This is a genomic window from Sneathiella sp. (assembly GCF_041689005.1).
Lineage (GTDB): Bacteria > Pseudomonadota > Alphaproteobacteria > Sneathiellales > Sneathiellaceae > Sneathiella.
In genome coordinates this window covers 55,468-79,544 of record NZ_JBDNHC010000074.1, presented here as the reverse complement: position 1 = coordinate 79,544, position 24,077 = coordinate 55,468, and the positions used below count along the sequence as shown (strand labels likewise).

Sequence of the window (24,077 nt, the reverse complement as noted above, 5' to 3'; positions counted from 1 at the left end):
ATCAAGCTCCCTTCACACATAGAGCCGTATAAATCTTGGCAAGAGCCTCACTGACGGCGCTATCGGTCCGGTGAAAACTGTATTCCCAGGAAACACTGGAGGCAAACGATATAAGCCGGTTTTTATGGGCTTGAAAAAGATCCTGATAATCCTGACGAATAGTTTCAACGCGGCCCAGCGTAAGGTTTTCCTCTTGCATCAACCCTTCAAATTTTGTGCGTCCCTGAAACGGTAGATCCACTTCGGCCGGATCCGCAATATGAAATAGAAAGCCGTTGCATCCTAGGTCAACAAACTGTCGTACGACGCCGGTAATATCCTCAATCGGCGACAGGAAATCACTTATAAGAAGAATGGTTGATTTACTGGAAAGGCGCTCCGTTGCGGTTAAACCGGCAAAGCGAGGCACTGCAGTCTCGCCGAGACGTTGCGCAAATCTGTTGAAGGTAACAGGCCCGGTCGCTGCTTTCTCGTATTGCCCGAGAAGGCCGAATTTTTCTCCACTTTTCGATAACAAAAGCGCCGTGGCTAACGTCAGAATAGTGGCACATGAAAGCTTTGAGGTGAAAGACTCGTCCGAACTGTAATCCATGGTCGGCGATGTGTCTGTCCAGAGCCAGACTGTTTCAGCCGTTTCCTGCTCTTTTTGACGAATATATACATGATCGCGTTTTGCGCTTTGCCGCCAGTCAATATTGGTGGCCGCATCGTCCGGACCATATTGCTTGAATTGCCAGAAATCCTCACCGGTACCAGCACGGCGGCGGCCATGGACGCCCATATCGAAAGAATGAACCAGATGCTCCGCCGCCAGAATCAGGGACGGCAGCATATATGCGAGCTTCTCCGCCTCTGTTTTTTCTTCCAGTTTTCGGGCGTGGGAACTGCGGGGCTTCCACATCCGCTACTCCAGGGGCGCAATAAGTGAGTCTATGACATTGTCCATGGTGATGTTTTCCGCCCTTGCGGCATAGGAAAGCGCCATTCTATGCTGGAGCACTGGTTTCGCCAGAAAGATTATATCATCAATTGACGGGCTTAACCTGTTTTGCAGCAGTGCCCGTGCCCGAGCTGCCAAAATAAGGGCCTGACTAGCCCGAGGTCCGGGACCCCAGGAAACATAGTTATTCACAATCTCGTTTCGGCTTTCCCCCGGGCGTCCTTCGCGCACGAGGTTAAGGATGGCATCGATGACCGGATCGCTCACGGGAATTTCCCTCACCAAATGCTGTGCATCGATCAAATCCTCTGGTGAGAGAATCTGGACGGGACGAATGTCGTCATTTCCTGTCGTTTCCAGCAAGATGCGTCTCTCAGTCTCCCGATCAGGATAACCAACGTTGATTTGCATCAGAAATCGGTCAAGCTGCGCTTCCGGCAGTGGATAGGTTCCCTCCTGTTCTATGGGATTTTGGGTGGCGAGAACGTGAAATGGTTTTGGCAGGGCATAAGTTTCACCGGCAACGGTGACAAACTCCTCCTGCATTGCCTGCAACAGGGCCGACTGTGTCCTTGGGCTGGCCCGGTTAATTTCGTCCGCCATCAGCAGCTGGGCAAAAATAGGACCCTTCAGGAACTTAAAATATCGCGTGCCTTCTGCTGTCGTTTCCAGAATTTCCGAGCCTAATATATCTGCAGGCATTAAATCGGGCGTAAACTGCACCCTTTTATCATCAAGACCAAGCACGCCGCCCAGCGTTTCCACCAACCGTGTTTTTGCAAGTCCCGGTACGCCAATTAACAAGGCATGTCCGCGCGCCAAAAGTGTTATAAGGGTCAGTTCAAGAATTTCTTCCTGCCCAAAAATAAACTTTCCAATCCCGGATTTTAAGTCAGACAATTTACCGGACAAGGTGTCGACCCGTCTCAAGATTTGCTGCTCAGTACTGCCTGTCATTTTTATGCGGCCCTATTTTTGAGAGTGAAAAACAGATAATCTCCTCGCACTGACATGGTAGCCAACGATGAATATCCTAAATATAATAACAAAATAAATGTGATTAAGGCCAAAATTATGACAGAGAAAGAAACAGGAGATAGCCTGAGTGCAATCCTCAAACAGATCGAAGGGCAGAAACATCCGCCGGTGCATCTATGGCACCCGGAAAATTGCGGTGAATTGGATATACGTATCGCACGGGATGGGACCTGGTATTATCTCGGGTCTCCCATTGGCAGAAAACGGCTGGTAAAGCTGTTTTCCGGGGTTATCCGGTTCGACTCTGATGGTAGATACTACCTTGTCACGCCGGTAGAAAAAATTGGAATAACGGTTGATGACGCCCCTTTTCAGGCTGTGGAGATGTTTCGAGAGGGCGAAGGCCGGGATCAGATATTGAGCTTTCGAACCAATGTTGACGATTTCGTGATCATGGATGCTGACCATCCTTTCCGGCTCGAAATTGATCCAGAATCCAAGGAACCCTCTCCCTATGTGCTGGTGCGAAGCAATTTGGAAGCCCTAATTGCGAGATCAGTCTATTATGATCTTGTAAATCTTGCTGGAGAGGAAACGAAAGACGGGGAGAAGCGGTTCGGGTTTTGGAGCAGCGGCGTGTTTTTTGAACTTGGATTAGTGGATGACATATTTGAAAAGTGAAAAGCAGGGCCTGGCGGAAAGGTTGCGCGGTGTCCTGGGGCCCATTCCCGACAAATTATTACCGGGACATGAACTGGAACGAGAGTTCAGGGGAGATCATGATCTTAACCCGGCCAGCGCGCCGCTTCAGGGCGAGATATATACCGCCGCCGCGGTTCTGGTCCCGATTGTTGTGCGCGAGGGGGGTTTAAGTGTCATTTTTACCCGGCGGGCAACTCATCTTGCCAAACATGCGGGACAGATAAGCTTTCCCGGCGGACGTGCAGATGCAGGGGATGGATCGGCTGTTGCAACGGCGTTGCGCGAGTCTTTGGAAGAAATCGCCCTTGACCCAGGCCTTGTTGAGGTTGTGGGCTCGCTGAGTACATATGTTACCGTGACGCGTTATTCCGTGACACCCGTCGTCGGGTTAGTGAAACCGAGCTTTACACTGGTTCCGGAAGTGGGCGAAGTCTCCGAGATTTTCGAGGTGCCGCTTGATTTTCTCCTCGATGAAAGGAACCGGAAAAAGCATAGTGGATTTCACAATGGAATTGAGCGGCACTGGTATGCAATACCGTTTGGAAATTATTATATTTGGGGGGCAACAGCCGGAATGATTAAAGATTTGTCGGAACGGATTATAATCAAATGATTAGAGGAATTCTCTTTCATGTCATTCTGCTGCTCCTGCCGTTTGTTATTTATGGTGTATATCTGTATTTCGATGCAAGGGCCGGTGGATCCAAGTCGTGGGGTAGGAACTCCATTGCAATCGCGACCGTAAGCGGCCTGATGCTAATGGCCATCAGCCTTATCGCTCTCGGCATGTTGAGCGGTGATCCAAGGCAGGGGACCGTATACGTGCCGCCGCGATTTGAAGACGGCAAAGTAATTGATTCGCAAGTCGTGCCCGTTGAAAGAAAAGAATAATTCTCAATGGCGGAACGCCGGACATTTATCGACATTGTAAAATTTCCTCCCGCCTGGCGACTCTGGCGTGAAACCGCGGCCATCATTGAGGCTCTCACGGGAAACGGCGGCACAGCAAGGTTTGTTGGGGGGTGCGTTCGGGACGCCCTCATTGGGCTACCGACCGAGGATATAGATATCGCGACGGATCTTCTGCCGGATACCGTTGTGGAACGACTGAAGGCGTCTGGTATCAACGCCCTTCCGACGGGGCGAGATCACGGGACCATTACGGCTGTGATCGGTAAGCGGACCTTCGAGATTACGACCTTGCGGGTTGATGCAGGTACAGATGGCCGCCATGCAGATGTGGTCTTTACAGAAGATTGGGAACAGGACGCAGAACGACGCGACTTTACTTTCAACGCCCTGTATCTCGATCCGTTGGGGGAGCTGTTCGACCCGATGGATGGTCTCCCGGATTTAGAGACGGGACATGTTCGATTTATCGGGCGGGCTGATGACCGGATTGCGGAAGACAGATTACGCGTCCTCCGGTATTTCCGGTTCGTTGCCCGTTTCGATGATGCCAATCCCGAGAAGGACGCGCTCATCGCCTGCCGGAATGCCGCTAAACATCTCGGAAGCCTCTCGGCGGAGAGGATACAAAAGGAATTATTGTTGCTTCTTGCCACGACTAATCCTGTCAGATCGCTTGATCTGATGCAAAAAACTGGCGTCCTTGCGGCGGTCTTTGGCCGATCGTTCGATCTTTCGTCAGTGACCACGCTTTTATCCCTGCCGATCAGGTCCAATACCTTGCAACGCTTTGCGGCCCTGATGGGGGCGGACGCAGAGGCCGCAATCGCGGTGGCGGACAAGCTGAAATTACCCAACAGGTTTAAAAAGCGGCTTATGGCAGCTTGTGGGAATGACTTAACGCCGGATCTATCGGCAACAGAGCGTGACATCTCGCTTTATCATTTGGGACGTCAGGCCTTTATCGATCAGACTATTCTGCTCTGGGCGAAGCTTGCCAGCGATATGGACATGAGTGACTATCTCAGGCAAGCCGAGACTTGGCGGGCTCCACAATTGCCGGTAACGGGCCATGATCTTCTGGATCTCGGGATTGCCGAAGGTGAAGACATGGGGCGGCTCTTAAAGAAAATCGAAAAATGCTGGGTGTCGTCGGGCTTTAAGCTGACAAAACCTGAATTGCTGGAGTTGTGCTTATCCAGGTCTGCCGACCCCTAAAATCCATCCTTCTTCCTCGCGGCATATTTTATTCTCGGCGGGCGTAAGCCAGTTGGGAGCGGCGAAAAGCTGACGTAAGGTCCCGTTGCGATTATGGTCGATAATCCAGTCTCGGCAGGCCAGGACCTGACGCGCGTCTTTGATAGGGTGATCATAAGAACTCAAGTCATGCAGACTGGGCCAGATTTCCGTGAGAATGATCCCCTCCAGATGCAGATCCCAGTCGGTTTCAAAAGGCCAGAATTTTACAGCGTCTATGAAGGCGGGATGGCGGGCTATATCGTCAAGGGCTTTCAGACCGGTGAGAGTTTGGCTGCCCACACAGCCGGCGCCCATTAACTGCCACACATTCATGATTTGATATTTTTGGCTGCGCAGATATCGTTCTACGGTCCGCCATTCGTTAAAGTTTTCATGCCGGAAGGGCGGCTTTTTTAACGTGAGATCAGGACTGTCAAAACGTGGCGGACAGCCCCAGAAGGGTCCCGGATGTGCTGATATCCCAATGTTTAGGGTCACGGCCACGTCAAAGCGGTTGTTCCGGTCATTGGACTCCGACACAAGTTTGGAGGCAATCCTATCCGCCGCGTGGCGGCCCCCGCCAAGGCCGCTGCCGACCGGGTAGCCGAAAGGAAAATCAAACCCGACGAAGGCGGGACCTGTTCGACCGTCGAGAAGATTGAAAATTCTGGCGATGCAGTCTCTGCGGGTTCTGAAATATTCGGCTTCCGGTGAGGTGTTTTCAGTGGACCAGGCGATCCAGCATCGATCAGCCGATGGCGCCGCAGGGCCCGGCGTTGCGGTGGCGGACCAGTCAACAATGATCACCAGACTAAAAATGACGTTCCCCCTTTCGCGTTGGGCGGCAAGGACTATATATTTATGCTATATTGAACCCGTGGTACAGACTTGGATAATGACCAATTCTAGGGGGCTGAAAATGCCGGACCCGAAAAGGGCTGCCGCAGAAATTGAGGATAGCAGGAATGAAACAGATCATATGGGTGCCGGTCTTTCTGGCCATAACAATTATGTCCAGTCCAGCATTTGCCCAATCGAATGAAAGCTCACCGGAAGAACTAGCGGTTGAGGGCATTTCAAAGCTTATGAACGCTCTTGGAGTATTTATTAAGTCCATCCCGCAATATGAAGCCCCGGAAATGAACGAAAACGGTGACATAATCATTCGCCGGAAACAGCCGAAAATTGATAAAAAAGAACCGGGGCCGAAACTTGAGGAGACCTCGACATAAGGCTGCAAGAATTTCTGGATATCACCGCGGAATGCGGATAGGCAGAGTGGCGCGTCTTTCTTAAATTGTGTGTTAAGGAACATTAAGATGGAGCACGAAAATGGACCATGACACAAAATTGACTGCAATAATGCGCCGTGATACCGCTCAGGATGGCCTGTTTGTTTATGCGGTAAAGACGACAGGTATCTTTTGCCGACCTTCCTGTCCGTCACGAAATCCCAAACCGGAAAATATTGTGCTGTATGACGTCCCGGAACAGGCGGCGGCTGAAGGATATCGTCCCTGCCTTCGCTGCCGACCGGATCTGGTCTCGGTCGCTGATCCGAAAATTTCGCTGACGCGGCAAATATGCGGGCTGATTGCCCAGCATTTCCGTGATCACTCTGATGAAAAGCTTTCCGTTTCCTGGCTCGCCGAACAAACCGGCTATAGCGAGGATCACCTTTCCCGCAGTTTCAAGAAGGTGCTCGGGGTTACGCCAAGTGTTTATTATGACAACATACGGCTCGCGGCTTTTAAAAAGAATGTACAGGCGGGGGAAAGCATTACGAGCGCGGCCTATGGCGTTGGCTTCGGCTCCTCCAGTCGGCTTTATGAAAAATCACGGGAGCGACTTGGGATGTCACCCGCGTCCTACGCGCGCGGTGGGGCAGGGGCGGAAATTGCCTACGCGTTTGCGGATTGTTTCCTCGGACAGATGCTGGTGGCGGGCACGCGGCAGGGTGTCTGCGCTGTTTATTTTGGAGATGATCGCGATGTGCTTCTGGGGGAACTCCACACCGAGTTTCCCCTCGCCGAGGTCGCGCCTGACGTTGGCAGGTTGCAGGACTGGTCCCGGGATATTGTTAAATTCCTGGAGCGGTCCTCGCGGACCTTGCCGGATATTCCTCTTGATATGTATGGCACAGCCTTTCAACGACGGGTCTGGCAGGAACTTCTTAAGATCGCGCCGGGTGCGACAAAGACGTATCGAGAAATTGCGCAAGATATGGGACAGCCCAAATCCGCACGGGCGGTTGGACGGGCCTGTGCCACCAACCCCGTATCCCTCGTCGTGCCCTGTCACCGGGTAATTGGCAGTGACGGAAAGCTGCATGGATATCGCTGGGGGCTTGACCGTAAGGAAGTGTTGCGGGCATGGGAAGAAACTACCGCCAAGCAGCCTTTATGATGGATCTGCGTTTGCGAGTTGCTTTTTGGCGGCGGCTTGCGTAAATCGGCGCTTGCTTGCCTCCTCTATGCGTTCCTGTAGTTTCTCACGCCGTTTCCGGTATTCCTCCCGGGCGGTGGCCATGCGGGCATCGGTGTCTTTACGCCGTTCTTTTTGCCAGATTTTGAGAACTTTCTGTCGATACGGAACATTGAACTCTTTGGTACGGGAATGATAATGGGCGATCGCAATATTCCAGGATCGGCTCTCGTCCCGCAATTTTTTTAACAGTTCGGCTGCGTATTGTGTGTTTTTTCCGGGGTCCAGGGCAGCGCCGAGATCATCGAAAGCTTCCGGGTGATAGTGGAGATTAATCTGCATGCAGCCAACGTCGATATTGGTGACGCCCTTGGCCTGCAACATTTTCACTTCGTCGATTGCCGCCGATTTGCTCGGCAGATATCGCCCTTTCCCCTCGGCATAGACCGTCCACGGCCAGGCAATCATTTCCTTGCTTTCTGCTTGCCAGCGTCCGGATTCCGTGAGGGAGAGGGCTGTCAGCAGTCGTTTTGGCAGTCGGTATTTCGTTTCGGCCGCGGCAACGGCCTCGTGGCAGATTCCTTTACGGTCTGCGGCTTTCGGCGAAAACGGCACGGCGATTGCCGGGGACGCTCCGATCCAGATAAATAGTAAAATTAAGGTTCCAACCAAACTACGCATAATATGCCTCCTGCAACACAAGAAGCAACTTCCGCGCCAGTTTGACTATTCGTCGATATCGAGCGCTTTTTGCATGATAACCGTGTCAACCCACTGCTCATGTTTATAGCCGACACTCTCAAGGATGCCGACGAGACGGAAACCGAGAGATCGGTGCAGGGCAATCGATTGGCGGTTTGCCGAATCACCGATAACGGCAACCATCTGCTTCTTTCCTGCTTCCCGGCAGTTCTGGATGAGACGGGATAGAAGGGCCTTACCGACACCCTGTGATTGGGCATTTGCGCCAACGTAAACAGAATCTTCGACGGTATTGCTGTAAGCGGGACGGGGACGATATAAACCGGCATAGGCAAACCCTAGAATTGCCCCGTCCTGCTGCTCTGCGACGAGATAAGGGAGTTGCTGCTCCAGTATATAATTTCTTCGGGCAGTCATTTCACGGGTATCGGGGGGATCGATTTCAAATGTACCGAGACCTGACACCACATTGATCCGGTAAATTTCAGTAATTGAGTGAATATCCTGCGACGTTGACGGGCGGATTTGGAAGGTCTGAGCCATTATTTCCATCGGCTAAGCACTTAGCAGCGAACTGTCATACCGCCCCATATCCTGCGTGAACTTACTGATATCTTCCTGTAATTTGACGAAACCGGCCGTTGGGGTGAGAGTCTTCTGGTTCATATACAGGTTCCTGTTGATCTCAATCTGCAACGCATGAATATTTTTTTCCGGTTTGCCATAATGGGTCGTAATGAAGCCACCGGCATAGGGCGTATTCTGTCCAGTTTGATATCCAAAGGACTGCAACCGCGCAAGAGCTGATGAAAACAGGCCGGGAGCACAAGACGTTCCGTAACGATTCCCCAAGATTATATCTGGTCTGCGGTTATCCGGCGCCGACCGCGTTTTCGCCGATGGCATCGAATGGCAGTCCAGAAGGTAAATGTAGCCAAATCGCTTTAAGCCTTCCTCCAACAGTTGCCGCAGCGCATGATGGTAGGGAAAATAGCATTCGTTGATACGGGTCTGTACTTCCTGAAAATCGAGCTTCTCCGAATAGATCTCCTGACCGGCGCCAACAACTTTCGGAATGGTGCCGATCCCGGAGGCAAGCCTTGGGCTGACGGTAACGACATAATCGGGAAGAGGGGTTGAATACATATGCGGGTCAAGCTCGAATGCCTCCCGATTGACATCACAATATGCCCGTGGAAATTCGGCGCATAACAAAGGTGCCCCGGAGGCCGGTACGCCGGCAAAAAGCTCGTCGACAAGAAAGTCTTCCGACTGGCGTAATTTGGAAAAATTCAGCATCGAGCTTGCGATGAATTCTGTTGGGTAGTTACGGCCACTATGTGGGGAGGAATAAACAAAGGGAATGCGCCATTCCTTTGGCAAGATCACTTTAACAGGGTTTGCAAATACCGACATTTCCTAATGGCTTTCCGCGCATATCGAAAAAAGAACTGCAAAGCCCTAACCTGCTTTGCCAGCCGCTTTATAATAATATAACTTATTACATATAAATATCGGAATGACATTTGCGTGGTTTTTTTAGTATGGCTTGTATTTTGCTCGCGGAAGATGATGAAAATTTGCGGCCGTTTCTGGCGCGGAGTCTTGAAAATGCGGGTCATGAAGTTCTTGCATTCAGCGATGGGGAGGATGCATTGCCGGCAATTGGTGGGGGACAGGTCGATTTGCTTATCTCCGATCTCGTAATGCCGGGCATGAACGGTATTGAGCTTGCACGGCATGCGCGGGAAAAAATTCCGGGCTTACCGGTCATCTTTATCACTGGATTTTCTGCCGTCGCCCTGGAAGCAATGGAAACGGTGGCCGGGATCAGCAAGGTTCTTTCCAAACCGTTTCATTTGAATTCCCTTGTTGAAGCTGTAAATGCCGCGTTGATGGATAAGGCTGCCTCTTGAGGCGGCCGGTCCGCTCTTTCACAACCGGCATCCAGATAGGGCTTGCAATGGGCCCATCTGCAGATTATAAGTCGCCAACTCCTGTCGTCTGAGAACGCATACGGGGCGTATAGCTCAGTTGGTTAGAGCGCTGTGTTGACATCGCAGAGGTCACAAGTTCGAATCTTGTTACGCCCACCATTCCCAAGATACTAATAAGCAAAAACTATCCTGAGCGAGAGATCGGTCCGCAATGGTTTTTTCAATGAACTACACCCTGATCACGCTATCTGGAACTGATTCCCGCTTTCAGCGTTTGTGTTGTGCATAGGCGGATGTCTCAGACGCCGCACGCCACCCAGTCATGACATTTATGCGTTCGAAAATGCTAAGTTCGTGCGGCCGTGGAGCACAAACTTTTTTCGATTTAATCTGGTTCTTCCGGAGCTTTTACTAATCGCGCATAATTTGTCTTAATCTCGGAGTATTGATATCAGGCGATTTAAGGGACAGAGAATGTTTGAAAATTTGATCAAGGCTTTCAAGAACTGGCTTGCCGATGATCCGTCCACTCAAAGCGCCGCCGCCGCCTATTATGCCGTGTTTTCGCTGCCCGGATTATTGATTATTATTATGGCCTTCGCGGCACTCTTTTTCGATCAACAGCGCGTCGAAGAGGAGATTCTTGGTCATATTAGAAGTTTACTGGGTGCAAATACCGCCAGCAGCATCGATCAAATCGTTCGTGAAACCCAGCAGGGCGATCGTGATTTCTGGGCGATGATCATTGGGACATTGACGCTTGCCTTTGGCGCTACCGGCTTATTCGCGCAATTGCAAAGATCGCTCAATCGTATCTGGGAAGTAGAACTTAAAAAGTCAGCCGGGTGGTTCGCCTTCCTGAAAACCCGTCTCATTTCTTTCGGCGTCATTCTGATAATAGGGTTTCTCTTGCTCATTTCTTTGTCTCTGACAACCGCCATGACGGTTTTTGGGGAGTGGATTTCGGTGCAGCTGTCACCTGATTTGGCGGACGGACTTTTCATTCTAAGCAGCGCCTTTTCATTTCTGATCATCGCCGTTCTTTTTACGCTGATTTTTAAAATTCTGCCCGATGCGCAGGTACCTTTGCGCGCGGCATTTTTCGGCGGTATTTTATCTGCCGTCCTTTTCACCATCGGCGAACATACCCTTAACTATTATTTCGAGATCGCTCAGCCTCAATCAAGTTTTGGCGCCGCCGGGTCGGTTGTCCTGCTTATGTTATGGGTTTCGTATTCCTGCATGATTTTACTGATCGGCGCGGAATTCTCGAGGACCTGCTCGGAAGCCGCGGTGGGGCAAAAAATAAAGCCAACCAAAATTGCAAAAAAGAAATCGAGAGAGGCCTGAAAAATGACCATGCGTCACCGGAAATCTTATATCACCCTTGGCGTTGTCCTGGCGCTCCTCGTAATTGCTGTCGCCGGACGTCTCTATTTGCCCTATTGGCTTAAGGATTATGTGAACGAGCAAATTGCCGGGCTGGAAGAATATGGCGGAGGCGTAGAAGATATCGATATTCATCTGTGGCGCGGCGCCTATCAAATTTACGGTCTTAACATTCACAAGAATGAAGGGGGATTGGAAAAGCCGTTTGTCGCTTCGGAGAAGATCGATCTCTCGGTTGAATGGGATGCCCTTTTAAACGGTGCGATTGTCGCCGAGATCGATATTTATAAAGCGGATCTCAATTTCTCCAAAACCCAGACCGGTAAAGGGGCCGGGTGGGCTGATTTGGTTGACAAGCTGTCGCCCTTCGATATCAACCGTTTGACCCTGCATGGCGGCAAACTTTCCTATATTGATTACACAGCCGAGCCAAATGTTAATCTTTTTATCAAGGATATCGAGGCCAAGGTCACGAACCTACGCAATGTGACGGAGGAGAACAGCCCGTTGCCGTCCCAGTTTAACATTTCCGGAAACTCCATCGGCAAAGGAAAGCTTAAGATAGATGGGCGCATGAATGTATTCAAGAAAACCCCCGATTTCGACATGGACCTGGAGTTGCGGGATGCAAATCTGTCGGCGTTCAATGATTATGCCCGTGCCTATGCCGCATTGGATTTTGAGCGGGGAACAATTGGCATCTTTGGGGAACTTGCGGCAGCGGACAGCAATGTCACGGGCTACGTCAAGCTTGTCGCCACAAATGTTTCGGTTGCAAGTACAGAAAAAAATGACAATCCGTTTAATGCCTTATGGCAATCGGTCGCCTCTGTATTTGTGGAGCTGTTTCAGAACCAGCCGAAAGATCAGTTTGCGCTGCGCATCCCGATTGAGGGAAAACTGGATAATCCGGATCAGGATCTATGGTCGGCTTTCTTGAGTATTTTTTCGAATGCCTTCGGTCAGGCCTTTACTAAAAATGAAGACGGAACAATCAATTTCATGGATGCCGTCAAAAAGGAAGAGGCTAACAAGAATTAGCGGTCCGGAGTTATTCCCCATAATCCGCGTCGCTCATCGTAATCACGCATTTTCCGTCTACTTTACGCTGAATAACCGCATCGAGCGCGTCGTTGAATTGCGACAATGGATAGCTTGCGCCAATTTCCGGATTTATTTTTCCGTTGGAATGAAGGTCGAGAACGCCGCCGAGAATCTCGTCTACTATCTCCACATATTGATCGCGGGTGCCGCCCGGGGACCAGCCAAAGAAATGTCCGAGGTTGAATCCCATGACCGAAATATTTTTAAGCAGCAATAAATTCGCCGGTATCTCTGGAATGGTGCCGCAGGCATAACCGATGGTAAGCAGGCGGCCTTCCCAAGCCATAGCGCGAATGGACTGGTGCGTAACCTCGCCGCCGATACTGTCATATACGATGTCAACTCCACGCTTATCCGTGAGTTCCATGACACGATCGCGAAAATTTTCCTCCCGGTGGTCAATGACATGATCGGCGCCATGGCGCAGCGCTGTCTCGCAGTGATGTTTTCCACCCGCGACGGCAATTACTTTTGCGCCCGCGGCCTTTGCAATCTCAACGGCTGCCGTGCCGACGGCCCCGGCGGCGCCATGTACCAGAACCGTTTCTCCCTTTTTTAATTGCGCGCGGCGATGCAAGGCGCCATAGGAAGTCGCGTAGGAGAGGACAATCATCGCGGCGACGGAGAAATCCATATCCTTTGATATTATATGACAGCAGATATCCCGGGTCAGGTTAAAGCCCGCGCTTCCGCCGCTATCGATGTTGCACATTACATGATCTCCCCGCGATACCCGGGTAACGCCCGCCCCTATACTATGGACAATGCCCGCGGCTTCGGTCGCCGGGACAAAGGGCAGGGGCGGCTTCCGTTGATATTTACCAGCGATTGTCAGGGACATTCCGAAACTGACACCACTCGCCTTGTTGCGAACCACAACTTCGCCCGGTCCGGGTTCCGGGATCGGCAGGGTTTCGAGCTTTGCTTTTTCTCGATAAGGACCAAACTCTCGAACAACAATGGCACGCATAAACAAAATTCCCTGTTCTCATCCAATTTAAATCACCGGCGCTAGTATAATATGCTGCGCATTCACGACAAGTCAGTGATTGAACAGAATGGCGATTACTGTGAAACGCGCTTGCTGAATGCGGGACAGTGGACAAACGCGTGGTTTCAGGAAACTTCCCATAATGTCATCGGGGAAAATGAGCTGGTTGCGTTCGATACGGATGTCGTCGGATGCCACGGCCATTATTCGACTTTTCCCGGACATTTCATTCCAGGCAGGTATTATATTAATCGTTATTACCTGTCGGCCCATGGATGCGGGATGACCGGTGAGTATCCCTATCTCTATCAACACCGAGACTTTCCAGCGGCAGGGTATGACGGTGAGATCAAGCCCGGAATGACCCTATGTGTAAAAAGCTATATCGGCGAAGAACGCGGCAACTATGGCGTGAAGCTGGAACAGCAGGTGCTGATTGCCGAACAAGGGATTGAGTGTCTTTCAGATTTTCCGTTTGAGGAGAACCTGCTTTCTCACTCCTGATTTCGAGCCGCACAAGTCAGCCGTCAGAACTTTTGAAAAATAGCCCGGAGTGAGCCGCCGTTGCGGGCTCCGGGCTGCTTTTAGTTTGTTGGGGACCTATGCGCTGCGACGGTATTCATAGCCGTAATGGCCATACACCTCGTTACGGAAGCTTTCATCGGCCATATTCGGCCAATTATCCTTGTCAAACCCCGGAGCATTTTCCAAACGGTCCTTGTCGATGTCAAAAACCAGACATTTTCTTTCGGTGTCGACATTGATCGCCTGCGGCGGGACGGCGAACAGTTTATCGCCCATGCCGAGAAAACCTCCAAAAGACAATACATAATATTGAACCTGGCCATTTTCCGTATCAATCATGATATCCTTGACTTCGCCGAGGGTTTCGCCCTGATTGTTTTTTACATCATCGCCGTTGAGGCTTGACGCCGACAGAATAGTGGTATTGGGCAGCATAATCTTTCTCCTGATTTTGAGGGTGGTATGTATATATAAAAACGCCGGATACGCTGTTAAGTTCCTTGGGCAAAACCCGCTTGACCATATTTAATCACCCAAAATGACGATTATTTGCGCCTTTCAAAATTCAGTCAGGATGGATTTCGTCAGGCTCTGTCTAACTTCGGGATAGGAAAAGAGGCGGGATTTTTGGCTCCCGTTTTAAAACCCCCTGAAGAGAAAAATAGTTAGTAGATTTCAATCAGGCCAATTCCGTACAATCCAATTGTACGGCGACTGGCACGCTGGCTCTGGCGCGACCGCAATCGTCCATCGCCGCGGCCGTGACAAAATCATTCCGGAGGTAATCGATCATAATTCGGTCTGGTTTCTCCGTATTGTCAATTTGAACTCCTCCGGGACGGAATGCTCGCATGCAGATATGTCCTTTCCAATAATCATGTGGAGCCGTAAAATCTCCAGTTGTCACTAATGGATAATAGGCTTTAAAAGGCGCTGTTTATTGTGGAAAACAAATTTTGAACTTATGCTGTTCGTCTCTCTATATTTTAACTATGCAACTTTACGGAAATATGGATCTGGTGACCTAATTTGCAAAAGAGGTGCCTTCGTACGCGATACCCGAAAAACATAATAAAGGCATATATTTATGAACCTTACGTCCCTTCGCAGGCCCTTTGTCATTCTTCAGACGGTTCCTGCCGCTATCGCCTTATCCATCGGATTATTATCACCGATTATTGTTTACGCCGAAATGCAACTGACAAAAGAGTCCGCTTATTCCTTCTCCGTGCTATTTGAAGCGGAAAGTGCCCGAATGATGCTCTCCATTGTTGCGGGCGGGGCGATGTCTGCACTGACACTCACTTACTCACTCGTCCTTGAGGTGTTCACCTTGGCTGCCGGCAATATCGGCCCACGCATGTTAAAGCGGTTTACATCGGATATTGTGAACCAGGTTACTGCCGGGATATTCGGCGGTACTTTTCTATATGCATTGCTCGCCCTGTTGTTTGTTGAGCAAGACTTTGTACAAAAATTTACGGTCATTGGTTCAGGACTGCTGGCAATCCTGTGTGTGATGCAGTTGATTTTTTTCGTTCGCCACGTCTCCAAAAGTGTCACAATTGACGATGAAATAGCTGATATCACAGATCGACTGAAAACCGCGATTGAAGCGCGCTATAGCCACTCTGATGACAAGAATGGGAAAGATGATGAGTACGGCATCGGCGAATTTTGTTTTGAAATAAAAGCGCAAAAGTCTGGATATGTGAACGTTCTTGAAAAAGACAAACTCGTTGAAATTGCAAAAGAGAAGGGACTGACTCTGAGCCTTCGTGCGCAGCTGGGGATATATACACTGAAGGATGAATTGTTAATTGAGGCAACGGAAGACCTCGATGAGGACACCGTCTCCTCAATTCAGGATCTCATTTCAATACAGCCTTCACGCTCAGAGGATAGCCCAATCGAATTTTCGATCAATCTTTTGATTGAAATAGCCCTTCGCGCGCTGTCCCCCGGCGTCAACGATACATTTACGGGGATGGCGACTGTCGATAGTCTTTCAAATGCATTGTCCGAGGCCGTTGCGCGCGGTCGAGTGTCTTCATCTTCGGCAAAGGATGAAGACGGGAAAATCCGCCTGATTATGCCGGAGACATCTGTTGAACGTCTCGTTAATCAGGCATTTCATCCCTTACGTCGAGCCGCTGCCCAGGATATTCTGATGGCCCAATGCCTTGCCCGGGCATACGTGCGTATTCATAATGCAGGGGGTGAAAATATGCGTAAGCAAATTGAAAATCATGGAACACTGCTTATCCGGGAACTCGAAAAAGCGGGATATCTGGACGAGGATATCGATAGTGTTGCGAAAAATCTGCCAATGAATATTCGTAAGAAAAACAACAAACAAGACAAGGAATAAGTCGATGAGATGGGAGCCGTCTGGTCAGCCTCCTCTTTGGTGAGAGCGTATCTCGCATTGTTATACTTTGTTGCTTAAAGATATGACATTCTTTAAATGCCGGCTAAGATTTGACCGACAAGGCTGTAAAACGATCATCTGAACTGTGAGAGTATTGGAAGAATTGTATCACAAATGACTATCTTTGAAATTATAGCCATAATATTAACGTTCGCAGCCGTCGGTGGCTATTTAAATTACCGGTTCGTAAAGCTTCCCTCCACCATCGGACATATGGCCTTCGCGCTGCTTATCTCCCTGCTCCTCATATTGTTAAATTTTTTCGGGATTTTCGACCTTGAACCTGTGCGAAAGCTTGTTAACAATATCGATTTTTCGGAGCTGCTTTTACATAATTTGCTGGCATTTCTGCTGTTCGCTGGAGCGTTGCATATTAACCTGAGCGATTTGAAAAGCTATAAATACACTATTGCAAGTTTGGCGACGATTGGCGTGGCGCTCACGACACTCATTGTGGGAAGTTTGATCTGGATGGCAGCGGGGTGGCTCGGGATTGAGCTTTCCTTTATATTTGCCCTTGTTTTCGGTGCGCTAATCGCCCCTACGGACCCGATAGCTGTCCTGGGTCTCTTAAAAAGCCTCAATATTTCCAAAGGTTTATATGCTAAAATCGGGGGAGAAAGCCTTTTTAATGATGGGGTTGGCGTCGTCGTATTTTTTGCCCTTCTGGGCATTGCCACGGGTGATAGTTTCGATCTGGAGGCGTTTTCTGTTTTTTTGCTGTGGGAAAGTCTTGGTGGCATTTTACTTGGCACCATTCTAGGGTGGATAACATACAAGCTTTTAACGTCGATTGATGCATACAAGATAGAAATTTTGCTGACTCTTGCGCTGGTGGCGGGGGGGTATTCGTTAGCCGAAAATATTCATGTTTCTGCGCCGCTCGCAATGGTTGCGGCTGGCCTCATAATTGGCAACCACGGCCGGGCAATCGGTATGTCTGAGGAGACCCGGCATCGCATCGACATCTTCTGGGAATTATTGGATGAAGTTCTCAATGCCGCCCTGTTTCTTTTGATTGGCGTCGAGATTATTATCGTCGAATGGACGCCCCAGATTTTTCTTTTAAGCGGATTTGCAATTGTTGCCGTGCTTTTTGCCCGGTTGATTAGTGTTAGTCTGCCTATTTCGTTCTTTGGCATAAGGCGTGATTTTGAGAAGGGGACGATCCTCGTCTTGACGTGGGGGGGATTGCGCGGGGGTATTTCAATAGCGTTGGCATTGTCTCTCCCGGCAACCCCGGAAAAAGCGACCATTCTGACGCTTACATATGCCGTTGTGTTGTTTACGATCTTTTTTCAGGCATTGAGTCTCAAAAAGCTTGTCACCATGGTGATGAAGTGATGGGCATAATTAAAAAACATACATCTCACATGTGCCAGTTAAAGAGGGAAAATAGAGGATAAAGCACGGAACCTTTAGGTCGTTTTCAGCGTTTGTGTGCCTTGCATAGGTAAAGGAGAAATTAATATGTCAAGTGCAGAGCATAAGCAGAAAATCTGGAATTTCATCAAGGATATTAAGGTTGGTATGCTGGTAACCCGGGATGATGACGATTTACGGGCGCGGCCGATGCATCTGGTTCAGAAGGACTATGATGATACGATCTGGTTTTTCACAAAATTTAGTGCCGAAAAAGCCTTTGAAATAAAGGATGAGCATAATGTTTGCATAGCCTTTTGTAACCATAACGATGGCGTCCATGTTTCCTTGTCCGGAACAGCCCGCTTAAGTCAAGATCCGGTGTTGATCACGCGGTTCTGGAATCCTTTTGTCGCCGCCTGGTTTGATGGCGAGGATGACCCGGAAGTGGCCCTTCTGGAAATCAGGATTTACAAAGGTGAACATTGGGAGGCCGAAAAAAACAAGGTGTTTCAACTATATGAAATCGCCAAAGCTGGGATGAGCGGGGGCGAGCCTGATATTGGCAAGAGCGAGAAGTTCGGCTAGTACCACGGACGAGTAAAACATGACCAAAGACTCTGTTAAGCAAAAAATCCTGGATCATCTGGACGGGCTCAATGATCTGGAGCGTGGACATGAGCCTGAACATATTATCTCGGTAATTTCCGAGCGCTACGATGTGCCGCCAGAAGCCGTTGAGCAGGCTATTGCCGAATGGAGTTCGGGAAGCAAGCGAATGCATAAGGAAAGATAACTGCTCTTTCGATAAAGATAACTGCTCTTTCGATAGAGACGCAAAAGGTCAACGTTACCGTATTGCTTCACGCACCAACCTGACGGGTGGCGCCGCTGCCGGAAAACGAATGAGGGTCTGCTCGCTGTTCTGGAGCTGTAGGCTTATTTTCCATTCCAGTACGAAAACAAACGGGGCTTTCGGGGGAGCAGATATCAATTCCCCGGAGCCAATGTTTAAATACATGATCCGATGCGCCATCCGCCCCGATTTGACGGTTAGATAAGTGGCGTCAGAGCTTTCGATGACGATCCCCGGGGTCGGCCAGTATTCGTTATGTAAGAGCACAGAAGTGTCGGAAATGAAATGCCGAAAGACCGGATCCGAGATCCGATAGGCGCTTTTCCCTGTTAGTGTCTGTGCCTCAACCAGCCGCGGCAAATGCGACTTGTCCCTCTCCGAGGGCATGAAGGCGACAACATAATCCACAAGTTCGGTGTCATTTTTTATAAGGAACGCTTTAATGCAGGTGTAAACATGCTCCCCGATCTGTGTATAGAAAAGATCGCCGTATTTAATGTCCGCCAAAAACGCAGGTTTGCCACTAAGATCTACTTTCAAGATGCCGGCCTCCGTAACAAAGTGCATTATTTCTTTTCAGGACCATCTACAATTAATCCCTTATTTTCATTAAATTATAGCTCAATATGGCCGGAATGTAAAAAAATTTGGCGGATATAGTTAATGCTACAGTGATTTAGGGGTCACAATTGCGGGAGTTCAGAGAGCAGGTGATGGAATGACGTTGAGTGCAAACTGGAAATGGGTCAGACTTAAGGTCATAACTCACGGGAGTTTACAAATGAGACTATTCATTTTTTTATTTGTCGGAGTGCTGCTTGCGGCTTGTACAAAGCCCACGATCGACGCAAATGTAACGGCCTTTTATACGCCGGAATTAACGACGATAGATACCAAGACGATCGCAATTCGGGCTCAGGAGGAAAATCAGGAATCAAGTCTTGAATTTTTGTCGTATAGACCGAAAATCGAGGCAAAGCTTTCCTATGTCGGGTTCACGGTTGTGAAGGAGACGGAAAACCCTGACTATATTGCCCTTGTATCCTACGGGCTTGACGGGACTGAGCCCAAATCGTCAACGACGTCCAGCCCGGTTTTCGGGTCAGTCGGTATTGGGGCTTACGGGGGTCGCTCCCCGTTTTTTGGATCAGTCGGGCAATCCTATAATACGCAGACCTGGCAGGAATACAGCCGCTTCCTCGCCATCGATATAGTTGACGCGGACACAGTGCGTTCAAGTAACTCGGCCAGAATCTATGAGGGACGGGTAAAATCCGTTGGTCGTTGCCCAACGCTGGCGGGCGTCTTCGATGAAGTTCTCGATGCGATGTTTGAAGACTTTCCCGGCGCGAACGGCAAGACGGTGTTTGTGAAAATTCCGTGGGACGGGTCTTGCGAATAGGCGACCTGTTGGTGCTATCTACAACACCTGATAAACGCGATAGGTAGGGCCGGCCGGATTCCGCTCGCCAGTGGCAATAAACAAATGCCGGTTCAGCCAGTCATGAGAGGCCGCGGCGGTTTCGAACAGGGGTGAAACCCGGAAGTAATACAGGTTGGGATCGATGGCTTCCCCGGCAGCCATTTTATCCATAACCTCCTTTGGTCCATGACGGAGGCCGCGGTAGGTCACATAAATTAACCCTCCGTCATTAGCTTTTATTGTCAGGCGAACGTCCAGCTGCATCACCTCATCGCTTCGCAGCAGCAACCAGTCGCCACCCCCCGGCTGGATATTTCCCTGCAACAGCGGTCCAGCGACGGTGCCGCCTGTTACTTCAGCAATCAGGCGATTGCCGTTTGGGGTTTTTCCAAGGTTCAGCACCGGTGCCTTAACTGTGAGATGCATGTCAAAAGCATGAACCAGAGAAATTTGTGACATTCAATCGCTTTCATTATCTGCGTGAGCTGCCGGGTGGCAGCTTACGGGCGCGGCTTATTGCCTTCGTAGCAACAGTCAGTGTAGTCGTAATTGTAGACGCTGTTGGGATTAGGGTTCTTTACGGAAAAATTCTGACATCCCGCGACAACAAACACCGCAAGTAAGATTGCATATTTCATTTAAACGGGTCCTCTCATCCATCAGGTTTCATCGTAGCGTTAAAGCAGGGAGGTTGTCACCGCAAATTCCTGTAACTCCCAGGAAAAAGTCAACGAAGAGGGGGGGAAATGCCAGTGCTGTCGGCGGCCTCCAACGAGGGGAGCATCAGACCGGCTCCGGCTATTTCCATCAGCTTGATGTCATTTGCCTTGAGCGCTTCGAAAACAGCGCCATTGATGGCATAGCGGGATTGGAAATATTCAAGCCCGGGCACCCAGACCCTGACGCCAATAATGATACCACCGTAGGTAAAATCCTGGATACCGATCTGTACTTGATGCTCCTTGCTTAACCCGTCAACACGGGCAACCGCCTCTTCAACCACTCGGATGGTTGGGGCGATGTCAACTGCAGCCGACACACAGAACTTGCTTTCGACAATCCGCATTTCCCGTGAATTGACAATAACCTGCCCGACGATCTCCCGGTTTGGAACAGCGATTTGTTCGTGATCCTCACCGGTGAGAAAGGTGATCCCGAGGGTGATCCGGTCGACGACACCACTCACCCCCTGAACCGTGATCACGTTGCCGACAACAAACGGGCGAGTGAGAATAATAACAATCCCGGCGCCAAAATTTGAAATTGGCCCCTGCAAGGCGAGTGTAGCACCAAAGGAAATGGCGCCAGCGAGTGCAATGAGCGGAGCAATACTAACGCCGAAATTGCCAAGGGTGATGATAATGAGCAGGATAACCAGGATAATTTTTGTAGCGCTGCCAGCAAATTGTGACAGTGTTACATCTACATTTCGGGCTAAGGCGATCCCTGAAAGCCGATTTCCGATCCAGTTAATAACCAGGAGGCCGAAGATCAGGAAGACGATGGCACCGAGGATTTGAAAGCCATATTCAACGGCAAAATCAGCCAGCAGGTTTACCCACACTGAAACAGTTTCAATATTATCGCTTACTTTATCCATCACTCAACTTGATACCACTCTGATTTTAGCGGGATTAAGCCAGACAATCACAGCATAGGCAAATAATTAACGGGTTCGCCGCTGCATCTTTTTTACTTGCACGACACTCTGGCCCGGACATACGATCAGCCCTCATCCTTGAAAGCCCTGAATTTGACTCGCCTCCCCTCCATAGATCATGTTCTGGCCCTCCGTCTCGCTCCCTTTTATATTGCGTTGTTTATGATCGTCGGCCTTCAGCTCCCCTTCTGGCCCGTGTGGTTGACGCATAAGGGATTAACGGGGGAAGAGATTGGTATTGTCTTGTCCATGCCGCTCTGGATGAAAATTCTGTTTACGCCTTTGATCGCTGGTCTGGCGGATCACTTTGGCCGCCGCCGGATCCCCCTAGTGGTCATGTCAGCTCTTTGTCTGGGATTATTCCAGTTTTACTTTTTTGCCAGCGGGTTTTGGCAAATCCTGGTGATTTCCCTCTCCATCGGGATTTTCTTTTCATCGTTTTCCGCTCTTGGCGACAACCTTGTACTGACGCTGGCCAGATCCCATAAAATAGATTATGCACGTATTCGCCTATGGGGCTCCATCTCGTTTATTCTGGCGGCTGCCTGGGGTGGGCAAATATTTGCGGGAAGCACAGCAGACATTATTCCTGTCGTCATTCTGGGCGCCTATCTGGCACTTTTCCTCAGCTGTCTTCTGCTTCCCGAAATAAAACCCGCACCAACTGCCCACCGCAAGACAGGGATATGGGAATTACTCCTGGTGCCTGAGTTTGCGGGATTCCTGATTGCAGCAGGGCTGATACAGGCCAGCCATGCGGTTCTGTACTCGACGGGTACGTTACAATGGCAAAATCAGGGCATTAGCGACAGGATAATCGGCTTCCTGTGGGCGGAGGGCGTCATTGTGGAAATTATCCTGTTTGCCTTTGCCCGTTATATATTCAGGTCATTCAGTCCGGCCCAGCTTTTACTGCTTGGGGCAACGGCAGGGTTAATTCGCTGGAGTTTCATGGGGTTTTCGCCAGGGATTACTGTGCTGGCCTTTACGCAGGCTTTGCATGGTGTCACCTTTGCGGCGGCCCATCTTGGCGCCATGCACTTTATCAGTGAAAAAATCCCGGTCGAGGTCTCAGGCCGGGCACAAGGACTTTATTCCGCGGTCTCCTTAGGCGTTATCATGGGCGGCGGTCTTTTTATCTCCGGATATTTGTATGAAAATTTCGGAACGGGTGCCTATTTCTTTATGGCGGCCTCATGCCTTGCCTCGCTTCTGATCATCCCCTTCCTGTTGCGCAAGTCCGGCCAGTTTCTTTATTAAGGGATGACAGATAAAGCGGGATCGGTATAGATAGAACTCACAAGAGTCGGTCTGGTCAAGAAAAGGAATTTAAAAATGGGACCTTTAGCAGGATATAAGATTGTTGAAATGGGTGGTATCGGGCCGGGCCCGATGTGTGCAATGCTGCTTGCAGATCTCGGGGCGGATATTATTCGGATTGACCGACTTGTGGATGCAGGGCTTGGAAGTCAGCCGAGTTCGAGAAATAGCCTTATGATGCGCAGTCGCCGGTCTGTGGCGGTAGATACGAAAACGGACGATGGCCGGGAAGTCGTCTTGAAGCTTATCGAACAGGCCGATGGGCTTATCGAAGGGTTTCGCCCGGGCGTGATGGAGCGTATGGGGCTGGGCCCAGAGGAGGTGCACGCCCGTAACCCACGCATTGTCTATGGCCGAATGACTGGCTGGGGTCAGGAAGGACCGATGGCAAAGGCGGCGGGCCACGATATAAACTATATCGCGCTCACGGGTGTTTTGCATGCCATTGGCCGTAAAGGAGAGACTCCTGTGCCACCGCTTAACCTGGTTGGCGATTTTGGCGGGGGAGCGCTGTACCTTGCACTTGGCCTTGTCAGTGGCATACTGGAAGCGCAAAAATCCGGCAAGGGGCAGGTCGTTGATGCCGCCATGGTAGACGGGGCCGCATCCTTGATGACAATGTTTTACGGAATGATGGCTGCTGGGAGCTGGGCGGATGAACGCGGCGTTAATCTCCTCGATACCGGATCTCATTACTACAACGTATATGAAACCGCAGACGGCAAGCACGTGTCTATCGGTTCCATTGAAGCGAAATTCTACAAAGAGCTTCTTGAATGCACAGGCCTTGATAAGGAAGATTTGCCGCCGCGGGCCGATCCGGCGAACTGGCCGGTCCTGCATGCGAGACTGACCGATATTTTCAAATCCAAAACCCGGGATGAATGGGATGACATCATGGGAGGAACGGACGTCTGCTATGCGCCGGTTCTCTCCCTCGCGGAGGCCACAAAGCATCCCCATAATGTCCATCGCGGCACCTATGTAAAATATAATGATGTTGTGCAGCCGGGGCCCGCGCCGCGTTTCAGCCGGACAGTCGCAGAAATACAAGGGCCGCCGTGCCTGCCGGGCGAACATACCAATGAAGCCCTGCTCGATTGGGGGCTTTCGGAAAAGGCAATCGACGGCTGGCGGGCTAGTGGCGCTATAAAATAGCCACAGCAAGCCCTTCTTGATCTATTT

27 protein-coding genes, 1 tRNA gene and 1 pseudogene are annotated in these 24,077 nt (G+C 50.2%); 18 read left to right on the top strand and 11 right to left on the bottom strand.

Translation table 11 applies throughout. The features are described from left to right. Position 1 precedes the first annotated feature (1 nt). Both ACESNI_RS09005 and ACESNI_RS09000 read right to left on the bottom strand, forming a co-directional pair. A complete protein-coding gene (locus ACESNI_RS09005) occupies positions 2–901 on the bottom strand; it encodes a DUF58 domain-containing protein (protein ID WP_373086209.1) in 900 nt (299 codons plus the stop codon). 3 nt (positions 902–904) lie between these two features. Beyond that, the gene (locus ACESNI_RS09000) at positions 905–1,897 is read right to left on the bottom strand and encodes an AAA family ATPase (protein WP_373086208.1); all 993 of its coding nucleotides are present in this window, start codon (positions 1,895–1,897) and stop codon (positions 905–907) included. A 117-nt stretch (positions 1,898–2,014) separates the two neighbouring features. Between ACESNI_RS09000 and ACESNI_RS08995 the strand changes: the two genes are divergently transcribed. From ACESNI_RS08995 to ACESNI_RS08980, 4 genes are read left to right on the top strand one after another with little or no spacing between them, the layout of a single operon-like run. Further along, complete coding sequence (locus ACESNI_RS08995; protein ID WP_373086207.1) at positions 2,015–2,599, top strand: DUF1285 domain-containing protein; 585 nt, start codon at positions 2,015–2,017, stop codon at positions 2,597–2,599. Continuing rightward, a complete protein-coding gene (locus tag ACESNI_RS08990; RefSeq protein ID WP_373086206.1) occupies positions 2,580–3,233 on the top strand; it encodes a CoA pyrophosphatase in 654 nt (217 codons plus the stop codon). Before ACESNI_RS08995 ends, ACESNI_RS08990 begins: the two co-directional genes overlap by 20 nt. Next, complete coding sequence (locus tag ACESNI_RS08985) at positions 3,230–3,511, top strand: DUF6111 family protein (RefSeq protein WP_373086205.1); 282 nt, start codon at positions 3,230–3,232, stop codon at positions 3,509–3,511. The genes ACESNI_RS08990 and ACESNI_RS08985 overlap by 4 nt, the downstream gene beginning before the upstream one ends. 6 nt (positions 3,512–3,517) lie before the next feature. After that, a complete protein-coding gene (locus ACESNI_RS08980) occupies positions 3,518–4,747 on the top strand; it encodes a CCA tRNA nucleotidyltransferase (protein ID WP_373086203.1) in 1,230 nt (409 codons plus the stop codon). Here the strand turns inward: ACESNI_RS08980 and ACESNI_RS08975 are convergent. Further along, the gene (locus ACESNI_RS08975; RefSeq protein WP_373086202.1) at positions 4,724–5,575 is read right to left on the bottom strand and encodes a hypothetical protein; all 852 of its coding nucleotides are present in this window, start codon (positions 5,573–5,575) and stop codon (positions 4,724–4,726) included. The genes ACESNI_RS08980 and ACESNI_RS08975 overlap by 24 nt on opposite strands. A 158-nt stretch (positions 5,576–5,733) precedes the next feature. Between ACESNI_RS08975 and ACESNI_RS08970 the strand changes: the two genes are divergently transcribed. After that, a complete protein-coding gene (locus tag ACESNI_RS08970) occupies positions 5,734–6,000 on the top strand; it encodes a hypothetical protein (RefSeq protein ID WP_373086200.1) in 267 nt (88 codons plus the stop codon). Positions 6,001–6,100: 100 nt separating this feature from the next. After that, positions 6,101–7,174: a bifunctional transcriptional activator/DNA repair enzyme AdaA gene (locus ACESNI_RS08965; protein WP_373086199.1), complete on the top strand. Its 1,074-nt coding sequence runs from the start codon at positions 6,101–6,103 to the stop codon at positions 7,172–7,174. On the opposite strand, the gene ACESNI_RS08960 is transcribed toward ACESNI_RS08965, so the two are convergent. The 3 genes from ACESNI_RS08960 to ACESNI_RS08950 are packed head-to-tail and all read right to left on the bottom strand — an operon-like array spanning position 7,169 to position 9,310. Then, the gene (locus tag ACESNI_RS08960; RefSeq protein ID WP_373086198.1) at positions 7,169–7,873 is read right to left on the bottom strand and encodes a transglycosylase SLT domain-containing protein; all 705 of its coding nucleotides are present in this window, start codon (positions 7,871–7,873) and stop codon (positions 7,169–7,171) included. The genes ACESNI_RS08965 and ACESNI_RS08960 overlap by 6 nt on opposite strands. Positions 7,874–7,918: 45 nt before the next feature. Then, positions 7,919–8,437, bottom strand: a complete 519-nt coding sequence (locus ACESNI_RS08955; protein ID WP_373086197.1) for an N-acetyltransferase family protein — start codon at positions 8,435–8,437, stop codon at positions 7,919–7,921. Between the two features lie 12 nt (positions 8,438–8,449). Continuing rightward, positions 8,450–9,310, bottom strand: coding sequence for an N-formylglutamate amidohydrolase (locus ACESNI_RS08950; RefSeq protein ID WP_373086195.1), 861 nt, complete (start codon positions 9,308–9,310; stop codon positions 8,450–8,452). A 128-nt stretch (positions 9,311–9,438) separates the two neighbouring features. Between ACESNI_RS08950 and ACESNI_RS08945 the strand changes: the two genes are divergently transcribed. From ACESNI_RS08945 to ACESNI_RS08930, 4 genes are all read left to right on the top strand, one after another. Continuing rightward, complete coding sequence (locus ACESNI_RS08945; RefSeq protein ID WP_373086194.1) at positions 9,439–9,810, top strand: response regulator; 372 nt, start codon at positions 9,439–9,441, stop codon at positions 9,808–9,810. 103 nt (positions 9,811–9,913) lie between these two features. After that, positions 9,914–9,990 (top strand) — tRNA-Val (locus ACESNI_RS08940). Between the two features lie 315 nt (positions 9,991–10,305). Further along, on the top strand, positions 10,306–11,181 hold the full coding sequence (locus ACESNI_RS08935) for a YihY/virulence factor BrkB family protein (RefSeq protein WP_373086193.1): 876 nt from the start codon (positions 10,306–10,308) through the stop codon (positions 11,179–11,181). A gap of 3 nt (positions 11,182–11,184) precedes the next feature. Beyond that, entirely contained in the window at positions 11,185–12,261 is a 1,077-nt protein-coding gene (locus tag ACESNI_RS08930; protein ID WP_373086192.1) for a DUF748 domain-containing protein, read from the top strand. 10 nt (positions 12,262–12,271) lie between these two features. Here the strand turns inward: ACESNI_RS08930 and ACESNI_RS08925 are convergent, their stop codons facing one another. Beyond that, positions 12,272–13,294: an NADPH:quinone oxidoreductase family protein gene (locus ACESNI_RS08925; RefSeq protein ID WP_373086191.1), complete on the bottom strand. Its 1,023-nt coding sequence runs from the start codon at positions 13,292–13,294 to the stop codon at positions 12,272–12,274. A 69-nt stretch (positions 13,295–13,363) separates the two neighbouring features. Here ACESNI_RS08925 and ACESNI_RS08920 point away from each other — a divergent pair. Then, a pseudogene (locus ACESNI_RS08920) lies at positions 13,364–13,819 on the top strand (aminopeptidase P family protein); the annotation flags it as partial. Positions 13,820–13,915: 96 nt separating this feature from the next. Here ACESNI_RS08920 and ACESNI_RS08915 read toward each other — a convergent pair. Then, the gene (locus ACESNI_RS08915) at positions 13,916–14,275 is read right to left on the bottom strand and encodes a PRC-barrel domain-containing protein (protein ID WP_373086190.1); all 360 of its coding nucleotides are present in this window, start codon (positions 14,273–14,275) and stop codon (positions 13,916–13,918) included. Positions 14,276–14,927: 652 nt separating this feature from the next. Here ACESNI_RS08915 and ACESNI_RS08910 point away from each other — a divergent pair. The 4 genes from ACESNI_RS08910 to ACESNI_RS08895 all read left to right on the top strand — a co-directional run bounded on the left by ACESNI_RS08910 (position 14,928) and on the right by ACESNI_RS08895 (position 18,429). Beyond that, the gene (locus ACESNI_RS08910; RefSeq protein WP_373086189.1) at positions 14,928–16,211 is read left to right on the top strand and encodes a DUF2254 domain-containing protein; all 1,284 of its coding nucleotides are present in this window, start codon (positions 14,928–14,930) and stop codon (positions 16,209–16,211) included. Positions 16,212–16,385: 174 nt separating this feature from the next. Continuing rightward, the gene (locus ACESNI_RS08905; protein WP_373086188.1) at positions 16,386–17,615 is read left to right on the top strand and encodes a cation:proton antiporter; all 1,230 of its coding nucleotides are present in this window, start codon (positions 16,386–16,388) and stop codon (positions 17,613–17,615) included. Between the two features lie 126 nt (positions 17,616–17,741). Next, positions 17,742–18,221 (top strand): pyridoxamine 5'-phosphate oxidase family protein, encoded by a 480-nt coding sequence (locus ACESNI_RS08900; RefSeq protein ID WP_373086187.1) that lies wholly within the window; start codon positions 17,742–17,744, stop codon positions 18,219–18,221. A gap of 19 nt (positions 18,222–18,240) precedes the next feature. Beyond that, entirely contained in the window at positions 18,241–18,429 is a 189-nt protein-coding gene (locus ACESNI_RS08895; RefSeq protein ID WP_373086186.1) for a hypothetical protein, read from the top strand. Positions 18,430–18,483: 54 nt separating this feature from the next. On the opposite strand, the gene ACESNI_RS08890 is transcribed toward ACESNI_RS08895, so the two are convergent. Continuing rightward, positions 18,484–19,029, bottom strand: a complete 546-nt coding sequence (locus ACESNI_RS08890) for a hypothetical protein (RefSeq protein WP_373086185.1) — start codon at positions 19,027–19,029, stop codon at positions 18,484–18,486. Positions 19,030–19,270: 241 nt separating this feature from the next. Here ACESNI_RS08890 and ACESNI_RS08885 point away from each other — a divergent pair, with 241 nt between their 5' ends. Next, the gene (locus tag ACESNI_RS08885) at positions 19,271–19,891 is read left to right on the top strand and encodes a DUF4136 domain-containing protein (protein ID WP_373086184.1); all 621 of its coding nucleotides are present in this window, start codon (positions 19,271–19,273) and stop codon (positions 19,889–19,891) included. Between the two features lie 18 nt (positions 19,892–19,909). On the opposite strand, the gene ACESNI_RS08880 is transcribed toward ACESNI_RS08885, so the two are convergent. Both ACESNI_RS08880 and ACESNI_RS08875 read right to left on the bottom strand, forming a co-directional pair. After that, positions 19,910–20,371: a DUF3237 domain-containing protein gene (locus ACESNI_RS08880; protein ID WP_373086183.1), complete on the bottom strand. Its 462-nt coding sequence runs from the start codon at positions 20,369–20,371 to the stop codon at positions 19,910–19,912. Between the two features lie 268 nt (positions 20,372–20,639). Further along, positions 20,640–21,512, bottom strand: a complete 873-nt coding sequence (locus ACESNI_RS08875) for a mechanosensitive ion channel family protein (protein ID WP_373086359.1) — start codon at positions 21,510–21,512, stop codon at positions 20,640–20,642. Positions 21,513–21,665: 153 nt separating this feature from the next. Here ACESNI_RS08875 and ACESNI_RS08870 point away from each other — a divergent pair, with 153 nt between their 5' ends. Continuing rightward, entirely contained in the window at positions 21,666–22,832 is a 1,167-nt protein-coding gene (locus ACESNI_RS08870; RefSeq protein WP_373086182.1) for an MFS transporter, read from the top strand. Between the two features lie 75 nt (positions 22,833–22,907). Continuing rightward, positions 22,908–24,050: a CaiB/BaiF CoA transferase family protein gene (locus ACESNI_RS08865; RefSeq protein WP_373086181.1), complete on the top strand. Its 1,143-nt coding sequence runs from the start codon at positions 22,908–22,910 to the stop codon at positions 24,048–24,050. Positions 24,051–24,077 lie beyond the last annotated feature (27 nt).

What these genes read in the sequence shown, in the direction of transcription:
- ACESNI_RS08880 (WP_373086183.1), bottom strand. Translation starts at nt 20,371, where the DNA reads ATGTCACAAATTTCTCTGGTTCATGCTTTTGACATGCATCTCACAGTT.
- ACESNI_RS08875 (WP_373086359.1), bottom strand. Translation starts at nt 21,512, where the DNA reads ATGGATAAAGTAAGCGATAATATTGAAACTGTTTCAGTGTGGGTAAAC.
- ACESNI_RS08945 (WP_373086194.1), top strand. Translation starts at nt 9,439, where the DNA reads ATGGCTTGTATTTTGCTCGCGGAAGATGATGAAAATTTGCGGCCGTTT.
- ACESNI_RS08935 (WP_373086193.1), top strand. Translation starts at nt 10,306, where the DNA reads ATGTTTGAAAATTTGATCAAGGCTTTCAAGAACTGGCTTGCCGATGAT.
- ACESNI_RS08895 (WP_373086186.1), top strand. Translation starts at nt 18,241, where the DNA reads ATGACCAAAGACTCTGTTAAGCAAAAAATCCTGGATCATCTGGACGGG.
- ACESNI_RS08950 (WP_373086195.1), bottom strand. Translation starts at nt 9,310, where the DNA reads ATGTCGGTATTTGCAAACCCTGTTAAAGTGATCTTGCCAAAGGAATGG.
- ACESNI_RS08910 (WP_373086189.1), top strand. Translation starts at nt 14,928, where the DNA reads ATGAACCTTACGTCCCTTCGCAGGCCCTTTGTCATTCTTCAGACGGTT.
- ACESNI_RS08915 (WP_373086190.1), bottom strand. Translation starts at nt 14,275, where the DNA reads ATGCTGCCCAATACCACTATTCTGTCGGCGTCAAGCCTCAACGGCGAT.
- ACESNI_RS08985 (WP_373086205.1), top strand. Translation starts at nt 3,230, where the DNA reads ATGATTAGAGGAATTCTCTTTCATGTCATTCTGCTGCTCCTGCCGTTT.
- ACESNI_RS08990 (WP_373086206.1), top strand. Translation starts at nt 2,580, where the DNA reads ATGACATATTTGAAAAGTGAAAAGCAGGGCCTGGCGGAAAGGTTGCGC.
- ACESNI_RS08900 (WP_373086187.1), top strand. Translation starts at nt 17,742, where the DNA reads ATGTCAAGTGCAGAGCATAAGCAGAAAATCTGGAATTTCATCAAGGAT.
- ACESNI_RS08930 (WP_373086192.1), top strand. Translation starts at nt 11,185, where the DNA reads ATGACCATGCGTCACCGGAAATCTTATATCACCCTTGGCGTTGTCCTG.
- ACESNI_RS09005 (WP_373086209.1), bottom strand. Translation starts at nt 901, where the DNA reads ATGTGGAAGCCCCGCAGTTCCCACGCCCGAAAACTGGAAGAAAAAACA.
- ACESNI_RS08905 (WP_373086188.1), top strand. Translation starts at nt 16,386, where the DNA reads ATGACTATCTTTGAAATTATAGCCATAATATTAACGTTCGCAGCCGTC.
- ACESNI_RS08865 (WP_373086181.1), top strand. Translation starts at nt 22,908, where the DNA reads ATGGGACCTTTAGCAGGATATAAGATTGTTGAAATGGGTGGTATCGGG.
- ACESNI_RS08925 (WP_373086191.1), bottom strand. Translation starts at nt 13,294, where the DNA reads ATGCGTGCCATTGTTGTTCGAGAGTTTGGTCCTTATCGAGAAAAAGCA.
- ACESNI_RS08885 (WP_373086184.1), top strand. Translation starts at nt 19,271, where the DNA reads ATGAGACTATTCATTTTTTTATTTGTCGGAGTGCTGCTTGCGGCTTGT.
- ACESNI_RS09000 (WP_373086208.1), bottom strand. Translation starts at nt 1,897, where the DNA reads ATGACAGGCAGTACTGAGCAGCAAATCTTGAGACGGGTCGACACCTTG.
- ACESNI_RS08980 (WP_373086203.1), top strand. Translation starts at nt 3,518, where the DNA reads ATGGCGGAACGCCGGACATTTATCGACATTGTAAAATTTCCTCCCGCC.
- ACESNI_RS08960 (WP_373086198.1), bottom strand. Translation starts at nt 7,873, where the DNA reads ATGCGTAGTTTGGTTGGAACCTTAATTTTACTATTTATCTGGATCGGA.
- ACESNI_RS08965 (WP_373086199.1), top strand. Translation starts at nt 6,101, where the DNA reads ATGGACCATGACACAAAATTGACTGCAATAATGCGCCGTGATACCGCT.
- ACESNI_RS08995 (WP_373086207.1), top strand. Translation starts at nt 2,015, where the DNA reads ATGACAGAGAAAGAAACAGGAGATAGCCTGAGTGCAATCCTCAAACAG.
- ACESNI_RS08955 (WP_373086197.1), bottom strand. Translation starts at nt 8,437, where the DNA reads ATGGCTCAGACCTTCCAAATCCGCCCGTCAACGTCGCAGGATATTCAC.
- ACESNI_RS08970 (WP_373086200.1), top strand. Translation starts at nt 5,734, where the DNA reads ATGAAACAGATCATATGGGTGCCGGTCTTTCTGGCCATAACAATTATG.